The 18,627-nt window shown below is 50.0% G+C and carries 14 protein-coding genes; 3 read left to right on the top strand and 11 right to left on the bottom strand.

Annotated elements, in window-relative coordinates:
• Nucleotides 1–102 precede the first annotated feature (102 nt).
• The 4 genes from pyrC to HXZ99_RS05150 form a co-directional block, all read right to left on the bottom strand.
• Complete coding sequence (gene pyrC, locus HXZ99_RS05165) at nucleotides 103–1,170, bottom strand: dihydroorotase (RefSeq protein ID WP_194756211.1); 1,068 nt, start codon at nucleotides 1,168–1,170, stop codon at nucleotides 103–105.
• A gap of 142 nt (nucleotides 1,171–1,312) precedes the next feature.
• Nucleotides 1,313–3,325 carry a MacB family efflux pump subunit gene (locus tag HXZ99_RS05160; RefSeq protein WP_194756210.1) on the bottom strand — a complete coding sequence of 671 codons (2,013 nt, stop codon included), beginning with the start codon at nucleotides 3,323–3,325 and terminating at the stop codon, nucleotides 1,313–1,315.
• A gap of 1 nt (nucleotide 3,326) precedes the next feature.
• The gene (locus tag HXZ99_RS05155) at nucleotides 3,327–4,478 is read right to left on the bottom strand and encodes an efflux RND transporter periplasmic adaptor subunit (protein ID WP_194756209.1); all 1,152 of its coding nucleotides are present in this window, start codon (nucleotides 4,476–4,478) and stop codon (nucleotides 3,327–3,329) included.
• A 5-nt stretch (nucleotides 4,479–4,483) separates the two neighbouring features.
• Nucleotides 4,484–5,101, bottom strand: a complete 618-nt coding sequence (locus tag HXZ99_RS05150) for a thymidine kinase (protein WP_194756208.1) — start codon at nucleotides 5,099–5,101, stop codon at nucleotides 4,484–4,486.
• Between the two features lie 266 nt (nucleotides 5,102–5,367).
• Here HXZ99_RS05150 and HXZ99_RS05145 point away from each other — a divergent pair, with 266 nt between their 5' ends.
• Nucleotides 5,368–6,624 carry an adenosine deaminase family protein gene (locus HXZ99_RS05145; protein WP_194756207.1) on the top strand — a complete coding sequence of 419 codons (1,257 nt, stop codon included), beginning with the start codon at nucleotides 5,368–5,370 and terminating at the stop codon, nucleotides 6,622–6,624.
• A gap of 55 nt (nucleotides 6,625–6,679) precedes the next feature.
• On the opposite strand, the gene HXZ99_RS05140 is transcribed toward HXZ99_RS05145, so the two are convergent.
• The 3 genes from HXZ99_RS05140 to HXZ99_RS05130 form a co-directional block, all read right to left on the bottom strand.
• Nucleotides 6,680–8,155, bottom strand: a complete 1,476-nt coding sequence (locus HXZ99_RS05140) for an NAD-dependent succinate-semialdehyde dehydrogenase (RefSeq protein ID WP_194756206.1) — start codon at nucleotides 8,153–8,155, stop codon at nucleotides 6,680–6,682.
• A 235-nt stretch (nucleotides 8,156–8,390) separates the two neighbouring features.
• Nucleotides 8,391–8,909 carry a single-stranded DNA-binding protein gene (gene ssb / locus HXZ99_RS05135; protein WP_194756205.1) on the bottom strand — a complete coding sequence of 173 codons (519 nt, stop codon included), beginning with the start codon at nucleotides 8,907–8,909 and terminating at the stop codon, nucleotides 8,391–8,393.
• A gap of 15 nt (nucleotides 8,910–8,924) precedes the next feature.
• Nucleotides 8,925–10,298, bottom strand: coding sequence for an MFS transporter (locus HXZ99_RS05130; protein ID WP_194756204.1), 1,374 nt, complete (start codon nucleotides 10,296–10,298; stop codon nucleotides 8,925–8,927).
• Between the two features lie 234 nt (nucleotides 10,299–10,532).
• Between HXZ99_RS05130 and uvrA the strand changes: the two genes are divergently transcribed.
• Nucleotides 10,533–13,361, top strand: coding sequence for an excinuclease ABC subunit UvrA (gene uvrA, locus HXZ99_RS05125; protein ID WP_194756203.1), 2,829 nt, complete (start codon nucleotides 10,533–10,535; stop codon nucleotides 13,359–13,361).
• A gap of 10 nt (nucleotides 13,362–13,371) precedes the next feature.
• Complete coding sequence (locus tag HXZ99_RS05120; RefSeq protein ID WP_194756202.1) at nucleotides 13,372–14,313, top strand: glutaminase; 942 nt, start codon at nucleotides 13,372–13,374, stop codon at nucleotides 14,311–14,313.
• Nucleotides 14,314–14,323: 10 nt separating this feature from the next.
• Here the strand turns inward: HXZ99_RS05120 and HXZ99_RS05115 are convergent, their stop codons facing one another.
• The 4 genes from HXZ99_RS05115 to HXZ99_RS05100 form a co-directional block, all read right to left on the bottom strand.
• Nucleotides 14,324–15,172 carry a hypothetical protein gene (locus HXZ99_RS05115; protein WP_194756201.1) on the bottom strand — a complete coding sequence of 283 codons (849 nt, stop codon included), beginning with the start codon at nucleotides 15,170–15,172 and terminating at the stop codon, nucleotides 14,324–14,326.
• A gap of 102 nt (nucleotides 15,173–15,274) precedes the next feature.
• Nucleotides 15,275–16,879 carry an AbgT family transporter gene (locus HXZ99_RS05110; RefSeq protein WP_194756200.1) on the bottom strand — a complete coding sequence of 535 codons (1,605 nt, stop codon included), beginning with the start codon at nucleotides 16,877–16,879 and terminating at the stop codon, nucleotides 15,275–15,277.
• Nucleotides 16,880–16,890: 11 nt separating this feature from the next.
• Nucleotides 16,891–17,778: a PepSY domain-containing protein gene (locus tag HXZ99_RS05105; protein WP_194756199.1), complete on the bottom strand. Its 888-nt coding sequence runs from the start codon at nucleotides 17,776–17,778 to the stop codon at nucleotides 16,891–16,893.
• Nucleotides 17,766–18,500: a PepSY domain-containing protein gene (locus HXZ99_RS05100; RefSeq protein WP_194756198.1), complete on the bottom strand. Its 735-nt coding sequence runs from the start codon at nucleotides 18,498–18,500 to the stop codon at nucleotides 17,766–17,768. Before HXZ99_RS05100 ends, HXZ99_RS05105 begins: the two co-directional genes overlap by 13 nt.
• Nucleotides 18,501–18,627: the final 127 nt, after the last annotated feature.

The following is an 18,627-nucleotide window of genomic DNA, read 5'->3' as shown; positions in this document are numbered from 1 at the left end:
ACACCCACCCTATATTACCCATAGTGTACCGAGAAAACGAAACAAATAAGCACAAATTTTCCATACCATTTGTCATATTCGTGTTTTCATAAAACCTGTTGATCAACCGCGTACACGATATTGCAATGACCGTCCCGCCCAGTAAGGCACCCATGTAGCGCTGCCATGATGCACCTTTTCGGGCGCTTTCCAGGTTTGGCGCTCTAATACGATCTTATCGGCATTTCTTGGCAATCCATAAAAATCGGCACCAAAGAAGCTCGCAAACCCTTCTAATTTGTCGAGTGCACCTAGCTGCGCGAATAGCTCTGCGTAAAGCTCGATCGCACTAAACGCGGAGAAGCATCCGGCACATCCACAGGCAGTTTCTTTATTCGCCTGCACGTGAGGTGCTGAGTCGGTACCAAGGAAGAACTTCGGGTTCGCGCTAATAGCAGCCTGCTGCAGCGCTTCTTGATGGATGCGACGTTTTAACACGGGAAGACAATAATTATGAACGTGAACACCACCCACCAACAGGTCATTCCGATTCATTAACAAGTGCTGCGGTGTAATGGTCGCCCCCACATGGCGCGATGTGCTCGTTACAAAATCAACCGCATCTGCAGTTGTAATATGCTCAAAGACAACCTTGAGACTTGGAAACTTGCGGGTGATGGGTTCTAAGTAGCGATCGATAAATACTTTTTCTCGGTCAAAAATATCTATATCCGATGTGGTGACCTCACCATGTACGAGTAGAGGGACCCCATGCGCCTGCATGGCTTCAAACACCGCGTCCATTTTATCGATGTCAGTCACCCCACTTGCGGAGTTTGTGGTGGCTCCGGCCGGGTACAGTTTAAAGCCGATAATAGTAGGGTCGGCGGCGGCATCTTGCACGTCATCTGCGGTGGTGGTTTGAGTCAAATACAATGCCATCTTCGGGTCGAATGCAATACCTTCTGGCAATTGCGCAAGGATGCGTCGGCGATATTCTCCCGCCATGATGACATTGCTAACCGGCGGGACTAAGTTTGGCATAACCACTGCTCGGTGAAATACCCGCGCTGTTGCTGGCACTGTCATTCCTAATACGTCTTCGTCACGCAAGTGCACATGCCAATCATCGGGGCGCGTAATTTCAAGAACATCAGGAAGTGAAACAGGCTTAAAACTCGGGGTGGTCATGACAGCTACCTTTCCATAATAAATACAATAAACTATTCATTAGAGTATATCTTGTACAGCTGCCAGTGCCTACCAATTGCATACAGAAAAGGCGGTTCTGAACCACATAGAACCGCCTCTTTATTGCTGATGTGTCGTTCTGTTATTCAGAAGCCAGTGCTTGCACCGGGTCAAGTTGAGCGGCTTTACGCGCTGGAACATAACCAAAAATAAGCCCGGTTAAGAAAGAGCAACCAAAGGCAAGGAGCACTGGCGTAGTAGCAAACACCACCGATGTTCCAAAACTTGCTATCACCCAGGTAATGCCCAAGCCTAACGCGACACCGATAACGCCGCCGAGCAACGCAACTGTCACCGCTTCAATCAAAAACTGCAGCCTGATTTGCCCTCGTTTTGCACCCACCGCCATGCGGATCCCAATCTCACGAGTGCGCTCGGTCACACTCACCAACATAATGTTCATCACACCAATGCCGCCGACCACCAGAGAAATAACTGCAATGATACCCAGCAATAAGGTCATGGTATTTTGGGTTTCTGTAGCCGTTTCAATAATCGACGCCATATTGCGGATAGAGAAATCCTCTACACCATGGCGTTCAAGTAACAGTGCATGCACTTTATCGTTGGCAATTTCCATAATTTGCGCATCACTACTGATTGCCGCCACCGTAATATTGCGCACCCAGCGTTGCCCGAAAAGTCGTAAGGAGCCGGTGCTAAAGGGCACAAACACCACATCGTCTTGATCTTGCCCCCAGGGCGATGCCCCGCGCTCACTCATCACACCGATAACTCGAAACAACACATTGTTGATCAGCATCACTTCGCCCAATGGGTCACGATCGGGAAAGAGTTGCCGAGCTACGGTTTGCCCGATAACGGCAACCGTGGCGTATAATTGCTCATCTTCCTCGGTGAAGAAGCTGCCTTGGGCTACCTCCCACTGGCGTGCTATTGGAAAATTGGCATAGGTTGCATTCACCTGCGCTTCCTTATCGAAGCCTTCCCGTCGCAAGGTACGATTACCCGTAAGTTCTGGCACTGCGGCGAGTACTTCCGGGATCTGATTGATTGCATCGGCATCTTCAGGCATAAGCGTCGCAACGTTCCAACGGCCACGTTGATTGGGCGCTCCGGGAAACACACTGAGTAGATTCGAGCCCATGGCACTGATCCGATCAACCACATCTTGGCGTGCACCCTGGCCTATCGCTAACATCGAGATCACCGCGGCAACACCGATAACAATACCCAGTAAAGTGAGCGCCGTACGAAAGATATTTTGTCGCAAGGCTCCTAAAGCGGTAAAAAATGCCCGCATCAAATCGAGAGCGCTGCTCGGTTGCGATACACCTGGCCCGGGTGGCGGCGTACCCGCTGCCTGCCCTTCGCGCAAACGTTTATCGCTGAGAATATGACCGTCTTTAAGCTCAATAACGCGCTCTGCATGGGCTGCCACATCATGATCGTGGGTAATCACAATCACCGTATGCCCTTGCTCCGATAGGTCTTTTAGTAAGGCCATCACTTCTTGGCCACTTTGCGAATCCAAGGCCCCTGTGGGTTCATCCGCAAGAATAATTTCACCACCATTCATCAGGGCTCGGGCAATAGACACCCGTTGTTGTTGACCACCTGATAGCTCTGTGGGTTTATGATGCATGCGTTCAGCAAGACCGAGTCGCGTCAGCAAGGCTTCGGCACGGGCGCGACGGGCGTCGCTACTCAGTGCCGTATAACTGGCGGGAAGCTCAGCATTGGCAATGGCATTGGCTCCGCCCAGTAGATTGTATTGCTGAAACACAAAGCCAAAAGCACCTCGCCGCAAGCGGGCTAGATCATCTGGATCCATGTCAGCGACACGCTCACCTTTAAACCAATACTCACCACTACTCGGCTTATCTAGGCAACCGAGAATATTCATGAGGGTCGACTTACCAGAGCCCGAACTACCCACGATAGCAACAAAGTCGCCTTGCTCGATATCCATATCGATACCGTGCAATACCTGCGTTGTTAACGCTCCGGTTTGATAACTCTTGGTGACACCGCGAATGCGAATCAGCGGTTCGTCCCCCGAGTTTGCTTTTGGCGTGCGCTTGCTCGTGGCTGCCTTCGCATGAACCAGAGTATCAGATAGGGTATCAGTCATATTAGAACATCCGTCCGCCACGACCGCCTGCCGAACCACCTGGGCCACCAGCTTGCTGACGTGGAATCACAACATGGTCGCCTGCATTGAGGCCATCTCGGATTTCTATATAAACGCGATCGGTGAGTCCGGTGCGCACAGTAACCGTTTCTGTTTGGCCATCGCCGCGTAACACCTCAACGGTGCCTTGTCCGCGTCCACTTGGACGCACAGCCGCGAAAGGAACTGACAATACATTTTCGGCACTATCAACCACAAAGAATACTTGGGTGGTCATTTGTGGCAGCAGACGGCCTTCTGGATTTGGAACATCAAACAGCGCGTTATATAGCACCACGTTGTTTTCGATTTTTGGGGTCGGCTCAATTAAATCAAGCGCGCTTGTCCACCGCTGTCCGCGGTTTCCTAAGGTTGTAAAGTACACAGGCATGGCATCACGCAAACGGCCAATATCTGCTTCTGAGACCTGCGCTTCGACCCGCATCACCGATAAATCTGCAATGGAAAGGATGGTCGGCGTGGTTTGCGCCGCATTTAAGGTTTGTCCGCGCCGCGCCGGAATACTAACCACGGTGCCTGCCATAGGCGCAAAGATTCGGGTGTAGTTTAGGTTGGCTTCTTCAGCACGCAACGATGATTCTGTTTGCTCAATCTGAGCAACAATTTGATCAATGCGCGCGTTCTCGGCGCGTGCGGTCGCTTCCGCACTCTCCACCATTTCTTCTGAAGTCGCCCGATCGGCGAGCAGTCGCTGCTGACGATTCAAATTAATTTCAGCAAGATCGCGATTGGCTTCACGCTCCCGTAATTGGCCCTGCTGAAACTTGAGCTGCGCTCGCGTACCATCTAAACGCGCTTCTAACACCGTGGCATCGATTTCCGCGAGCAACTGCCCCGCCTCTACCTGATCGCCAATATTCACGTGCAGACGCTCTAGCTGTCCCGACACCTGCGCGCCTACATCGACAAAATCCAACGGCTGCAATCGGCCCGTGGCAGTGACCACCACTTCAATTGTGCGGGTTTCCACTTTACTGGTATTAAAGCGGGGCTCGCCGTTGTCACTCGGCCATTGCCACCATGCCACCGCCAGTACGGCGAGTACGCCTACCACGAGCCACCACATCCAGGCTTTACTGCTGCGCTTCGCCATCTTGTTCATTCCTCACTTAGTGGAAAATTTTGCTGGTCAATTCCTGCTTTTTCCAATGCTTCAACCCAATGTTTACGGCAACAAGAGACATATCGCTCATTTCCGCCAATTGATATTTGTTCACCACCAGTAATCGCTTTACCATCGGGCCCGGAACGGTACACCATGGTGGCCTTGCGGCCACAAAAACAGATGGTTTTTATCTCCGATAATTTATCGGCGATGGCCAATAATGTGGCACTTCCAGGAAATGCATTACCAAAGGCATCGGTACGAATGCCATAACACATTACTGGGGTATGTAAGGCATCGACCGCGCGCGCGAGCTGCCATACTTGCTCTGGGGTTAAAAACTGCGCTTCATCGAGCAACACGCAATCTAGCGTTTGTTCTTCAAGGGTGTGCGCAATAACCCGATATAAATCCGTTTTTTCAGTGAAGGTTTCTGCGCTGCGTGTTAGCCCAAGGCGAGAGTGAATTTTTCCTTCACCGACCCGCGTATCTAGCGCTGGAGTGAGGAGCAACACCCGTTGCTCACGTTCTTCGTAGTTATAAGCAACTTGCAACAACGATGTGCTTTTCCCTGCATTCATTGCTGAATAAGTAAAATAAAGCGAGGCCATGCGTCTATTCCGTGATTAATCTGTTATCGGTGTTTTTGCGTTACCCTGCTAACAAGGTGTCGTTTCAAAGCGTTCTAACAAAAATGAGGCAGCCTGTATGTTGCCCCAATCTACGCTAAAAAGCATTGTCAGAATGTGAATAAATTGTGCAACTTAACCTAGTCCAAGGGAACGCCGATACCAGCAAAATGAGTTCATATAGCCGCGCATTGCGATGAAAAATGCGATAGAATACGCGGTTACATTAAACTAGTAGGAGTAACGCCATGGCGAGTGCATCAGATTCTGCCCCAACCACCTATTCATTGGACTTTATCCGCGAATTGCCGAAAGCAGATTTGCACTTGCACCTTGATGGTAGCTTACGTCCTCAGGGCCTGATTGAAATGGCCCAACGCAGTAAAATTGAATTACCTTCCTACAGCGTTGAAGGCCTAAAAGATTTGGTCTTCAAAGAGAAGTACAACAATCTCGGTGAGTACCTGAATGGTTTTCAGTACACCTGCTCGGTGTTACGTGATCTTGAGAACATGGAACAAGCGGCGTACGAGCTTGCTGTGGATAATTTGGAAGAAGGCGTGAATTATATTGAAGTGCGCTTTGCCCCTCAGTTATTGATGGACCCAGCGCGCGGAATTGGTTTCGATGAAGTGATGCACGCTGTTAATAATGGTTTGAAAAAGGCCAAAATCGAATATAACCGTCGCGACGATGTTGGCTTCGAATCGGGTTTAAAGCCACCGTTCGAGTACGGCATCATCAATTGCGCCATGCGTATGTTTGGTAAGAAAGGCTTTTCTCCTTACTACACTCAGTTGTTCCAACTATTACGTGACCATGCCCCCATGGACGTGATCAAGTCGGCGGCGATGGAATTGATTCGCGCCAGCGTTCGCATGCGCGATGACGAAGGTTTGCCTATTGTAGGGCTAGACATCGCCGGTCAAGAAAACGGTTACCCAGCCAGTAAATTTAAAGAAGTGTATGAATACGCGCACCAAAACTTCTTACTAAAAACCGTTCACGCCGGAGAGGCATATGGCGCTGAAAGCATCTTTGAAGCTCTCACTCAATGCTATGCAGACCGTTTAGGCCATGGCTACTCGTTGTTCTCACCAGAGATGATCGAAGATCCAAGCATCATCGATAAAGAGGCTTATAGTCGCAGCTTAGCCTCCTACATCGCCGATCGACGCATTGCCGTGGAAGTGTGCTTAACCAGTAACCTGCAAACAAACCCTGCGATTGCGGATATAAAAGATCACAACTTTAAGCACATGCTGAATAATCGGATTGCCACCGTAATTTGTACCGATAATCGATTGGTTTCAAACACCACTGTAAGTGATGAGTACAAATTAGCGTTGGATAATTTCCCCGTGCCGTTAAAACGCCTTAAAGACATGGTCGCTTATGGCTTTAAAAAGAATTTCTTCCCAGGGAACTACGTTGAGAAGCGCGCTTACGCAAAACATGCGTTAGAGCATTTTGATGTTGTCGCACGCAAGTATGGGTTTATCTAATGAAGCAAGGGTATAGCTGAGAGGGTTAGCACCTCTCAGCTATAGTCCGCTCTGCTTACTTACCGTCCTCAGAGAACCCACCGTAACTTAAGTATTTCCACTCGGTATACTCATCGAGCCCTTGATGGGAACCCTCTCGGCCAATGCCTGACGACTTCACCCCACCAAAAGGTGCTGTCGCATTCGACACAATACCTGTGTTGATGCCCACCATCCCGGCCTCAAGAGCTTCGGCAGCCCGCTGGATGCGATAAATATCGCGCGCATAAAAATACGATGCTAATCCGAATTCAGTGTCGTTTGCCCAGGTGATCGCCTCTTCTTCTTTGTTAAATTTAAACACTGGCGCCAACGGACCAAAGGTTTCCTCGCGTGCGCACAACATGGACTGGTCACAGTCGGCAATTACCGTGGGTTCAAACCATAAGCCGCCACGCTCATGAGGTTTACCCCCGAGCAACACACGGCCACCATTCTTTTTCGCATCCTCAATATGGCGCGAAACTTTGTCCACGGCTCCTTGATTAATGAGGGGGCCTATTTCGACACCCGATTCGCGGCCATCACCCACCTTGAGTGCTTTCACTTTAGCGGTGAATTTTTTGAGAAACTCGTCGTACACGCCGGCCTGAACGTAAATACGATTGGCGCAAACACAGGTTTGTCCGGCATTCCGAAATTTACAAGCGACGGCACCGTCGACTGCGGCATCGATATCTGCATCATCAAATACAATAAAGGGCGCGTTTCCGCCCAGTTCAAGCGACACGCGCTTTACCGTTGGCGCTGATGCGGCCATCAAATGTGACCCAACCGCAGTCGAGCCAGTGAAGCTAAGTTTCCGTACCAGTGGGCTATCGGTAAAGACAGGGCCAATCACTTTTGAGGCGCCAGTGACCACATTGAGCACACCGGCAGGAATTCCTGCTTTCTCCCCCAGTGCTGCCAAAGCAAGTGCGGAAAACGGGCTCGCTGATGCGGGCCGCACCACCATGGTACAGCCTGCCGCAAGTGCGGGCGCAACTTTACGAGTAATCATGGCTGCGGGGAAATTCCAAGGAGTAATGGCGACACACACGCCTACGGGTTCGCGGGTTACCACCACTCGATTTGATGCGTCAAGGCCAGGAATGGTGTCGCCATACATGCGGCGGGCTTCTTCGGCATACCATTCAATAAAGCTTGCCGCATACTGTACTTCGCCTTTAGCCTCGGCAACGGGTTTACCCATCTCCACGCACATTAATTCGGCGAGTACATCTGCGTGATCCATAATGGCTTGATACCAAGCTTTCAAAATATCGGCGCGTTCTTTCGCACTGGTTTTTCGCCATTTGGCAAATGCATCATGGGCCGCTTGAATTGCTTCCGCTGTTTCCAACGCCGTAAGCTTGGGCGCGCGCCCTACAAGCTCACCATTGGCAGGATTGGTGACATCGAACATCTCGCCCGATGCGCTACTGCGCCATTCTCCGTTGACGTAACAGGCTTGGTGAAGCATATCCTCAAGGCGAACTGCAGATTTTGACATCGAATACTCCTATGGTTTGCTAAAAAAAGGCGTTGCGCCAGAAACTAAGTTGCATCTACAACAAAAACGGTTACCTATAAGGGTAGCGCATCTCCAAGCAGGCTCCAGTCGATTTGGTCCTTCCATTGTGATTACTTTTACGATGACTGAATGGTAAGCCTATGCGGTTATCTCCGTTTTGGCTCACTACAAAAAAGCCCCGCAAGAGCGGGGCTTTGAGTAAACTCGCTGTAACCTAGAACGGAATATCGTCGTCAAAGTCATTATCCAGCGGTGCTGGCTGAGGCGCTGCAGGACGCTGCTGCGGCTGGCTCTGGCCACCTTGTTGCGGTTGCCCGCCGCCTTGAGGCTTGCCTCCGCCTTGATTTTGCTGATAGCCACCTTGCTGCTGATTGCTGTAATCACCGCTACCACCGCGGCTATCCAACATTTGCATTTCATTCGCCACAATTTCAGTGGTGTAACGATCGGTACCACTTTGGTCTTGCCATTTACGGGTTTGCAGACGCCCTTCAATATATACTTTAGAGCCCTTCTTTAGGTATTCACCGGCAATCTCCGCGAGGCGGCGATAACACACCACGCGATGCCATTCAGTAATTTCTTTCTGCTCGCCGGTTTGCTTGTCTTTCCAGGTTTCACTGGTGGCAAGGTTTAGGTTGGCAATGGCCACACTGTTTTGCGTGTAGCGCACTTCCGGGTCTGCGCCCAAGTTACCGATCAAAATTACTTTGTTCACTCCACGACTGGCCATTCCGTTCTCCTGTTTTTATTTCTGATAGCGTGCAATTAGTGCTTGAATTGCCGCCGCGTCATATTGATCACGCTTAATTTTTAAATAGGTTGTGCCTTCATCGGGCAGCACGATGGCTTCTTCGATGCCCGGCTGTTCGATCAGAGCGGCTGCAAGAGTTTCTGCCTGCTCGTTCGGCACGCCCGCAATCGACAGATGCATCCGCGTTGTTGCAGCAACTTGGCGCAGCCCTGCACTGGTGAGTATCCACAATACTAACAGTGCAATGGCGAAAAGCATAACAGCAAGTGTGCCACCCTGTTGGTAAAAATAACCACCTGCAGCACCGCCAATAAAAGCGCCAGCAAACTGACATGTGGTAAACAAACCGCTTGCACTTCCTTTACTCCCCGCTGGTGCATGTTGGGTGAGTAATGCTGGGAAGCTTGCTTCAAGATAATTAAATCCTATGAAGAATATCCACACTGAAAGCACAATTGTCCAGAGTTGATCACTAAATAACGCAATCACTGACAAAGCAATCACCAACAGCGTCATTGCCAGACGCATTCCAAGCACCTGCTGCTGTCGTCTCACCAGTACGATCATCATCGGTACCATGACCGCAAAAGAGAGAATTAAGGTAGGTAAATAAAGCCAGCTATGGTGTTGCGCTGCCAACCCGGCATCCACCATTTGTAATGGCAAAGTGACAAACCAAGCGGTGAGCACTAAGTGCAACACGAATACACCAAAATTTAATCGGCCCAATTGACTGTTGCGCAGCAAGCGGCCCAGTTCTTTTGGGACTGGCAGTACATCGCGGCTGGGTACTTTTTGATGCGTGGCAGGCATCACTTTCCACAACAGGAAGATGCCTCCTAGCGCCAGCACTGCGGTAAACCAGAATAAGCCCGACATGCCGATCTGCTCGCCGAGTATGGGGGCAATAATCAAGGCCAACACAAAAGACAGACCAATGCCCATACCGATAACGGCCATCACTTTAGGACGTTGATCTTCGCGGGCTGAATCTGCAGCCAAGGCCAACACAGCCCCTGCAATTGCGCCGGCCCCTTGCATCACCCGACCAATAATCACGCCATGCATGGTTTCTGCCATCGCCGCCACCACACTTCCGAGGGCAAAAATAAGTAAACCGGCAAAAATGACAGGGCGACGACCAATTCTATCGGACAGCCACCCCATGGGAATTTGTAAAAATGCTTGGGTAAGTCCGTAAGCACCAATAGCGACGCCAACCAAGAATGGCGTGTAATCTGGATACACCTGACCATAAATCGCCATGACGGGCATGATCAAAAATAGCCCTAACATGCGTAAACCAAACACAGAAGCTAAGGCTATAGCTGCTTTTTTCTCTGTGCGATTTAATCCAGATTGATTCATGGCTTCCAATGACTGTATCAGTGATGAAAAACTCGGTACGTGTGCCCGATGTGAATAAGAGCGGCGAGTTTATCAGATTCCATAGGGACTCGTCAGCCAGAAAGCTGTTTGCGACTTCAAGAATGGGTACGCTTTGTGCGATAATGGTTGATTACTGTTCATCTGCGATCGCATTCGTTTTAGCTATGGCCTGCGGCAGGTACATTTCGAAAATGCGCTAACACCAAGGATAATATGGACAAGATTGAAGTAAGGGGTGCTCGCACCCACAACCTGAAAAATATTAATCTGGAAATTCCACGGGACAAGCTTGTCGTAATTACGGGCTTATCCGGTTCCGGCAAATCCTCACTCGCATTTGATACCTTGTATGCTGAAGGGCAGCGACGTTACGTAGAGTCCTTGTCTGCATACGCGCGCCAATTTTTAAGTTTAATGGAAAAGCCCGATGTTGATTCCATCGAGGGGCTTTCTCCTGCAATTTCCATTGAACAGAAATCGACGTCTCACAACCCGCGTTCGACCGTGGGTACGATTACCGAAATTTACGACTATTTACGATTAATGTTTGCCCGCATTGGCGAGCCGCGCTGTCCAGAACATCATGTTGCGCTTGCGGCGCAAACCGTCAGCCAAATGGTTGATCAGGTCCTTGCGCTACCGGAAGGCAGTAAAGTGATGCTATTGGCGCCTGTGGTGAAGGGCCGTAAAGGCGAACACCAAAAAACCCTCGAAAACTTGGCCACGCAAGGATTTTTACGCGCCCGCGTGGATGGCAATGTCTGCGATTTAAGCGACCCGCCGACGTTGGAATTGCACAAAAAACACGATATCGAAGTGGTTGTGGATCGCCTTAAAGTGCGTCCTGGATTAGAGCAACGCTTAGCGGAGTCGTTTGAGACGGCGCTGGATCTCTCTAGCGGCACGGCCATGATTGTTGGCATGGACGACGCAGATGACATTAAGCCCATGCTGTTTTCAGCGAATTTTGCCTGCCCCCATTGTGGCTATAGCATGCAAGAGCTCGAACCACGGTTGTTTTCTTTTAACAATCCTGCGGGCGCATGCCCTAGCTGTGATGGACTAGGCGTTGAGCAATTTTTTGATCCCGATAAAGTGGTCGGTAACCCAGAGTTAAGCCTTACCGGTGGCGCCATTCGCGGCTGGGATAAGCGCAACTTCTATTACTATCAGATGCTTCGTTCGCTTTCCAAGCAATTTGAATTCGATTTGAATACCTCTTACAACGATTTGCCCGAGGACGTGCAGAACTTGGTTTTGCATGGCTCCGGCAATACCGAAGTGAAGTTTACCTATATGAATGACCGCGGTGATACCGTGGTGCGCAAACATCCCTTTGAGGGGATTATTCCCAATATGCAACGGCGTTATCGGGAAACCGATTCTAATGCGGTGCGCGATGAATTGTCGAAATATCTCGCCACTAAGCCATGCCGAAGCTGTGGTGGTACCCGCTTGCGCGAAGAAGCGCGTAATGTATTCGTGAACGATACAACGCTGCCCCATATTACCGAACTTGCCATTGGCGATGCGCTCCAATTTTTCACCGACATAGAACTTAGCGGGCAACGGGCACAAATTGCCGAGAAAATTCTGAAGGAAATTAATGACCGATTGCGCTTCTTGGTGAATGTAGGCTTGAACTACCTCAATCTGTCGCGCAGTGCGGAAACGCTTTCGGGCGGTGAGGCCCAGCGCATTCGCTTAGCCAGCCAAATTGGCGCAGGATTAGTCGGCGTGATGTACGTTCTCGATGAGCCCTCGATTGGTCTACATCAGCGCGACAATGAACGGTTACTGACAACCCTGTGCCATTTGCGCGACCTTGGCAATAGTGTGCTGGTGGTTGAGCATGATGAAGATGCAATTCGTGCTGCAGATTACATTATTGATATCGGGCCTGGCGCGGGTGTCCATGGTGGCGAAATTGTCGCGGAAGGAAGCTACGAAGATATTATTAATAGTGAGCGTTCACTTACCGGTGACTACCTCAGTGGCCGCAAGGCGATTGAGATCCCCAAAAAACGTCATAAGCCAGGTAAAGATTGGCTCGAGCTGTTTGGCGCCCATGGCAATAACCTAAAACACGTGGACGTGAAAATTCCACTTGGGCTGATGACCTGTGTTACCGGTGTCTCCGGATCGGGCAAATCGACCCTCATCAACGACACATTATTTCCGTTAGCCCATCGCGAACTCAATGGCGCCACCACCGGCACTATTGCTCCTTACGCATCGATTAAAGGGTTGGAGCATTTAGATAAAGTGGTCGACATTGACCAAAGCCCGATTGGCCGCACGCCACGTTCGAACCCTGCTACCTACACCGGCATTTTTACACCCATTCGTGAACTCTTTAGCGGGGTGCCGGAATCGCGCTCACGGGGTTACAAACCGGGCAGATTTAGCTTTAACGTAAAAGGCGGACGTTGCGAAGCGTGCCAAGGCGATGGTGTGATCAAAGTGGAGATGCATTTCCTCCCTGATGTTTACGTACCTTGTGATATCTGTAAAGGGAAACGCTACAACCGCGAAACCTTGGAAATTCATTATAAAGGCAAAACTATCCACGAAGTACTTGATATGACCGTGGAAGATGCCCGTGAATTCTTCGATGCAGTACCTGCCATTGCACGTAAATTACAAACCTTGATGGATGTGGGGTTATCCTATATTCGCTTAGGGCAATCGGCGACCACCCTTTCTGGTGGTGAAGCACAGCGGGTGAAGCTTGCTCGTGAGCTGTCTAAACGCGATACCGGGCAAACCCTCTACATTCTGGACGAGCCCACGACCGGGCTGCACTTTCAAGACATCCAACAGCTCCTTGCAGTCTTACATCGGTTACGCGACCATGGCAACACCATCGTGATTATCGAGCATAATCTGGATGTCATCAAAACCGCTGATTGGATTATCGATCTTGGCCCTGAAGGGGGTAATGGCGGGGGTGAAATATTGGTCGCTGGAACGCCGGAGGCCATTTGTGACTCGGCGGAGTCCCATACAGCTCGTTTCTTAAAACCTTTATTAAGCACGTAACGGAGCGAATGTGGAAGGTACCCCAAAACAACCCAAAAATTGTAGCTCGCTTGTAGAAGAGCTGGTTGAACAAGCGCGACAGACAGCGCTTGGGGGACAGGTTGCCGACTACATTCCCGCTCTGGCGGAAGTTAGCCCCGATTATGTAGGGCTAGCGGTTATCGAGTTAGATGGCAGCGTTCACACTGCCGGCGATGCGGAAATACCGTTTTCGATTCAAAGTATTTCCAAGGTGTTTGGGCTGGCGATGGCCATGCAACGGATGGATGATATCCTTTGGGAGCGCGTGCGCATGGAACCCTCTGGGCAAGCCTTTAACTCGATTGTGCAGTTGGAATGGGAGCATGGCATTCCTCGCAATCCGTTTATTAATGCCGGCGCTATTGTCGTTTCTGACGTGTTAGTGAGTCATTATTCGGCGTCTAAATCGGCCTTTGTCCAGTATGTTCGTCATCTTGCCAACAACACTGGCATTCATTCTGATCATCGGGTCTGGGAATCGGAGAAGCAGCATGGTAATCGCAATGCTGCCCTCGCCTACCTGATGAAAAGCTTCGGCAATATTGAAGCGGAGGTGCCGGAAGTTCTCGATCACTATTTTTTTCAATGCTCCGTTGCCATGAGCTGTGTTGATCTGGCGCGAAGTTTGGGTTTTCTTGCCAATCGTGGCGTCCAACCCGGCACGCAAGAACGCATTTGTGATGCGCGCTCCGCACACCGTATTAACGCACTACTCTCCACGAGCGGCATGTATGACCAATCCGGAGAGTTTGCTTTTACCGTAGGATTACCCGCCAAAAGTGGTGTCGGTGGCGGTATTGTTGCGGTGGTGCCTGATTATGGCGTTATTGCAGCGTGGAGTCCGCCATTAAACCGTTTTGGCAACCCCTCGCGCGCTGTAGAAATGATCACACAATTTGCCCAGCGATTAGGCCTTTCTGTTTATACCTAAGATCTTTCGGCTATTGCTTATAAAACGATTTCGGTTTTATATCCGATTGCTCAGGAACGCATTCAAGGTCACTCATTGCCTCTTGATAGGCAACACAAGCTCCACCTTCTTCGGCCGTCACCAAACGTAACCCATAGGCTTCTAGCAGTGTTTTGGCATAGGTCGCTTGGCCAAGACGAAGTATCTGGAGCATGATGGTGTCCATATCAATTGGACTTTCAGGCCCTAAAATGATGTGCGTGGTATAGGTGCTGTCGGGATAGGGCGCGGCACTGAGTCCAACAACACGCTCGGGCTGATTTACCTCTAACCAACGCACATATTCATCGGACAATAACCCAAACTTGACGCGATGATTACGGACCATCGTCAGCACCGTTGCCTGACTATCAGTGCGATAGATTGGCATTAGGTGCTCACCTTCTACATTGTTCATGGTGTTATTGGTCAGACCGTAATGATACCCGACAACACCGGCCACACGGTCTTCGGGGCCTATCTCCCACGCGTCGTTATGCAACGAATACAAACGTTCACTACCGTGGATTATCGGCGGTGAGATATCAAATTGAGTCGACTCCGGCCATCCCCATTGCGGCGATTCAAACATAATTAAATCACAGCAACCGTTTGCACTAATTGCCTGATAACGCTCCTGAGGGCGAACTTCACGGATGATAAAGTGAAACTCGGATTGAGAGCGATTTAACAGATCAACCACATCACCGAGAAAATGATCGGACATGCGCGATGAATAATAGGGAGGGAATTCGTAAGCAGCGACAAACACCTCTTGCACACCGTCGTCTACTTCGTCGCTTTTGGCCTGTGCCGCTGCAAATGAAGTAGTTGGCCCCATAAATAACAAGCACAACATCAGAGGAGTAGCGAACCTCACCACTCCCCTGACCCATCTACAATTCGTTATCTGTGTTGCCATCATATCGTGCGTACAAACCTATTATTGAACAGCTTCAAACGAATAGTATGTCGCTGCGCCTGGACCCACTGGCATGCCGAGGGCAAATACCCAGACGTAGAAAAGAATGACCCAGCCGACGAAGAAAATCATACTATAAGGCAACATAATCGCGATAAGCGTACCAATACCTATATCCTTCTTATAGCGCGCAGCAACCGCTAGGATCAAGCCAAAATAACTCATCATAGGCGTAATAATATTGGTCACCGAATCACCGATCCGGTACGCCGCTTGTACCAGTTCCGGCGCATAGCCAATAATCATAAGCATCGGCACAAAAATAGGTGCCGTTACCGCCCACTGTGCTGACGCAGACCCCAACATGAGGTTGACAAAGGCACACATAAGAATGAAGAAAACAAATACCATGGGGCCCGTAAGGTTAATCGATTGCAGCAGATTTGCGCCATTCACAGCCAGAACGGTTCCAAAATTAGTCCAGCCAAAGAAGGCAACGAACTGGGCGGCAAAAAACACCAACACCATGTAGAGGCCCATTGAACTCATGCTGGCAGCCATGGCGTTAATCACATCCCGATCTGAGCGCATGGTGCGCACAACGTAACCGTAGACAAACCCTGGAATCGCAAAGGTGACAAAGATAAAGACAACAATGCCACGGAGGAACGGAGAACCCGCGACCTCGCCCGTATCAGGGTTTCTTAACACTCCCCACTCCGGTACCACGGTAATTGCCAATAACACGATTAATGCCAAAAAGGTTAAGCCGGCCGCAATCAAACCTTTTCTCTCTTCCGGTTTGAGCTTCTCCATGCTTACGTTTTCATCCAGATCTGCATCGGGATCCATGTCTTTTGGATTATATTTACCGAGCTTTGGCTCAACGATTTTCTCTGTTACCAACCAGCCGAGCACGGCAATCAAAAATGTACTGATAAACATAAAGTACCAGTTCATTTCCGGCCCTACTTCATAGGTGGGATCGATTAACTGTGCCGCGGACGTTGTGAAGCCCGATAATAATGGGTCGACCGTACCAATAAAGAGGTTGGCACTGTACCCCGCAGATACCCCGGCAAACGCCGCAGCAAGACCTGCTAACGGATGACGCCCTAGAGAATGGAAGATGAGCGCAGCCAAAGGCACCAACACCACGTAACCCAATTCAGACGCGGTATTTGAAACCACCCCTGCAAATACGATAGTTACGGTAACCATACGCGGCGATGCGTTCATCACCATGCCCCGCATCATGGCTTCAAGCATGCCAGAGCGCTCGGCGATACCCACGCCTAGAATCGCCACCAGAACTACGCCTAAGGGTGGGAAGCTGGTAAAGTTCGTGACCAGGTTAGAAACTATCCAGCGCAAACCCTCTGCACTTAATAAACTATTAACGACAATTTCTTCACCAAAGGTAGCTGGCCGTGGGTCTGCAACGCTAACGCCAAAGTAGCCTGCGACGCCGCTGGCAACTACCACGAGCACGCAGAAAATAGCGAATAAAGAAACGGGATGCGGCAGTAAATTTCCAAGCCACTCAACCGTATCTAGAAAGCGAGTAAACCAACCACGTTTCTCGGGGGTTTCAGGACCCCCGTAATTATTTTTTGCAGACGCCATTCAGCGCTCCTTTAATTCTTCTTAAACACACCGAGCAGGCGCGACTTTAAACGTTCGAATAGCGGGACATTGTACTTTAAACCCTTTCCAGCAACAAACCCGCCCTGCCTCCACACCCGAATTAACATAAGAATTCCGGTGAGAACAAACCACACAGAGAAGATAGCCGCTGTGCTCATCAGTAAATTATTAAAGTTACGCTGACCACTATAATCCATGAAGTGCAGCTTATACATCCATTCCGTAAGCAGTGACCAACGATTACGATGGGCCACTAAATCACCACTTTGTTGATCCACATAAATACGGGTTTTTAGCCGATCAGCGAACTCCACTCGAAAGCCTGGGCCTTCCCAGCGGGGCAGATCGGCACTGTTTCGCACATCGTAAATGCCATTAAACATACCGCTGCCTAAATAAGAATTCACCGCGATACGTTGCGCCTGAATCGCTCCGGTATTCCAGCGTTGTCCGGTACCACCATCAAACCAGGCTTGATATAACCCGTCTGCGCGCAAGCGTCCATCTTCATAGCGGGTATTCCGTTGCGAGGCATAGGTGACCATCAGCTGCGGCAATTCATCGCGCATGCGGACATTCACTTCGTATACGTCTCCTAGCTGGTGCAACTGGCGCATAGGCACCACATAGGGTTCAGAGATGCTTAGAGAGGCAGGCGGCGTGCGGTGCAAGAGCTGCTCCGCATTGAGTACTTCTCTACCCATCCAGCTGAAATAGAAGCCGGTCACTGTCCATATCAGCAACTGAACAATGAGCACCAACCCAGCAATACGATGAAGCCGTATTAGCCCGGACAGGGTGAACAAGGGCGGCTTCTGGCGCGCTTCTTTCTGTGCTTGTTCAAATTTCTCTTTGTCTAATGGGTTTACTCGCGCCATAGTCGCCTCCACCCTCGCACGATATACCGCTGCATGAGCAACCATAAGCCCGTGAGAGCAATCACAAAGGTCATGCTGGCAAAGGCTAAGATCCACCACGTACTAATATTGCTGCGGTCTTGATAGTCCATGATGTGCAACATCCACATGATGTCGAAAAAGCGCCAGGCTTGATGGCGTTGGGTTACCAGATCGCCTGTATCTCTCGCTAAATAAAATGTGGTGCGGCGAGTATCAGCAAATTCAACCTGCCAAACAGGGGCATGCCGTGATGCCACTTCACGGGGTAATTCCGAAGCCGTGTTCAATAGGGTCAAGCGGCTAATGGATGGGCTATCTGAGCCCGCATATAAGCGCTCTGCTAATGCAACAATGTCATCTTCAGTGAGAGCAATACGACTAAAATCGTTTGGATGAACTAGAAAACGTTCATGCTCCGTTTTTACGCGGAATCGGTAATGATATTCACCGTGCAAATAGCGTGACACCAATCCTGCCTCAAGTGCATCCGGATAGTGTGCGGCAAGTTCTGGAATACGCTCTAAGAGTTCAAACTGGGTAATAGGCCGGTCGGCGGGCTGACTTAAATGATGACCATGAATATAGGGTAGCTGCAAGAGCACCATCACCGTGCCGGTGATGCTCCAAATAATCAACTGGGCCCCAAAAAGCAGGGTTAACCAACGATGAACTTTTCGAGCTTTAAGCGCTTTGAATTGCATGGTTTATCGTTATTATTATGAACAACGTATTTTGTACCACGATGCGCATACCTTTTACAGAGCGCAAATAAGAAAAAAGGGAGCCAAAAGGCTCCCTTTTCTAAACGTCAGTGACGTATAAGGTGGG

This window comes from Aliidiomarina indica, from assembly GCF_015354615.1.
GTDB lineage: Bacteria > Pseudomonadota > Gammaproteobacteria > Enterobacterales > Alteromonadaceae > Aliidiomarina > Aliidiomarina indica.
The sequence above is the reverse complement of the archived record's forward strand: the minus strand, read 5'-3'. Positions and strand labels throughout refer to the sequence as shown.

Excerpts from the sequence above, each read along its gene's own strand:
- HXZ99_RS05115 (WP_194756201.1), bottom strand. The coding sequence starts at position 15,172 with ATGGGGCCAACTACTTCATTTGCAGCGGCACAGGCCAAAAGCGACGAA.
- HXZ99_RS05150 (WP_194756208.1), bottom strand. The coding sequence starts at position 5,101 with ATGGCCTCGCTTTATTTTACTTATTCAGCAATGAATGCAGGGAAAAGC.
- pyrC (WP_194756211.1), bottom strand. The coding sequence starts at position 1,170 with ATGACCACCCCGAGTTTTAAGCCTGTTTCACTTCCTGATGTTCTTGAA.
- HXZ99_RS05140 (WP_194756206.1), bottom strand. The coding sequence starts at position 8,155 with ATGTCAAAATCTGCAGTTCGCCTTGAGGATATGCTTCACCAAGCCTGT.
- ssb (WP_194756205.1), bottom strand. The coding sequence starts at position 8,909 with ATGGCCAGTCGTGGAGTGAACAAAGTAATTTTGATCGGTAACTTGGGC.
- HXZ99_RS05160 (WP_194756210.1), bottom strand. The coding sequence starts at position 3,325 with ATGACTGATACCCTATCTGATACTCTGGTTCATGCGAAGGCAGCCACG.
- HXZ99_RS05100 (WP_194756198.1), bottom strand. The coding sequence starts at position 18,500 with ATGCAATTCAAAGCGCTTAAAGCTCGAAAAGTTCATCGTTGGTTAACC.
- HXZ99_RS05105 (WP_194756199.1), bottom strand. The coding sequence starts at position 17,778 with ATGGCGCGAGTAAACCCATTAGACAAAGAGAAATTTGAACAAGCACAG.
- HXZ99_RS05110 (WP_194756200.1), bottom strand. The coding sequence starts at position 16,879 with ATGGCGTCTGCAAAAAATAATTACGGGGGTCCTGAAACCCCCGAGAAA.
- HXZ99_RS05130 (WP_194756204.1), bottom strand. The coding sequence starts at position 10,298 with ATGAATCAATCTGGATTAAATCGCACAGAGAAAAAAGCAGCTATAGCC.
- HXZ99_RS05145 (WP_194756207.1), top strand. The coding sequence starts at position 5,368 with ATGGCGAGTGCATCAGATTCTGCCCCAACCACCTATTCATTGGACTTT.
- uvrA (WP_194756203.1), top strand. The coding sequence starts at position 10,533 with ATGGACAAGATTGAAGTAAGGGGTGCTCGCACCCACAACCTGAAAAAT.
- HXZ99_RS05155 (WP_194756209.1), bottom strand. The coding sequence starts at position 4,478 with ATGGCGAAGCGCAGCAGTAAAGCCTGGATGTGGTGGCTCGTGGTAGGC.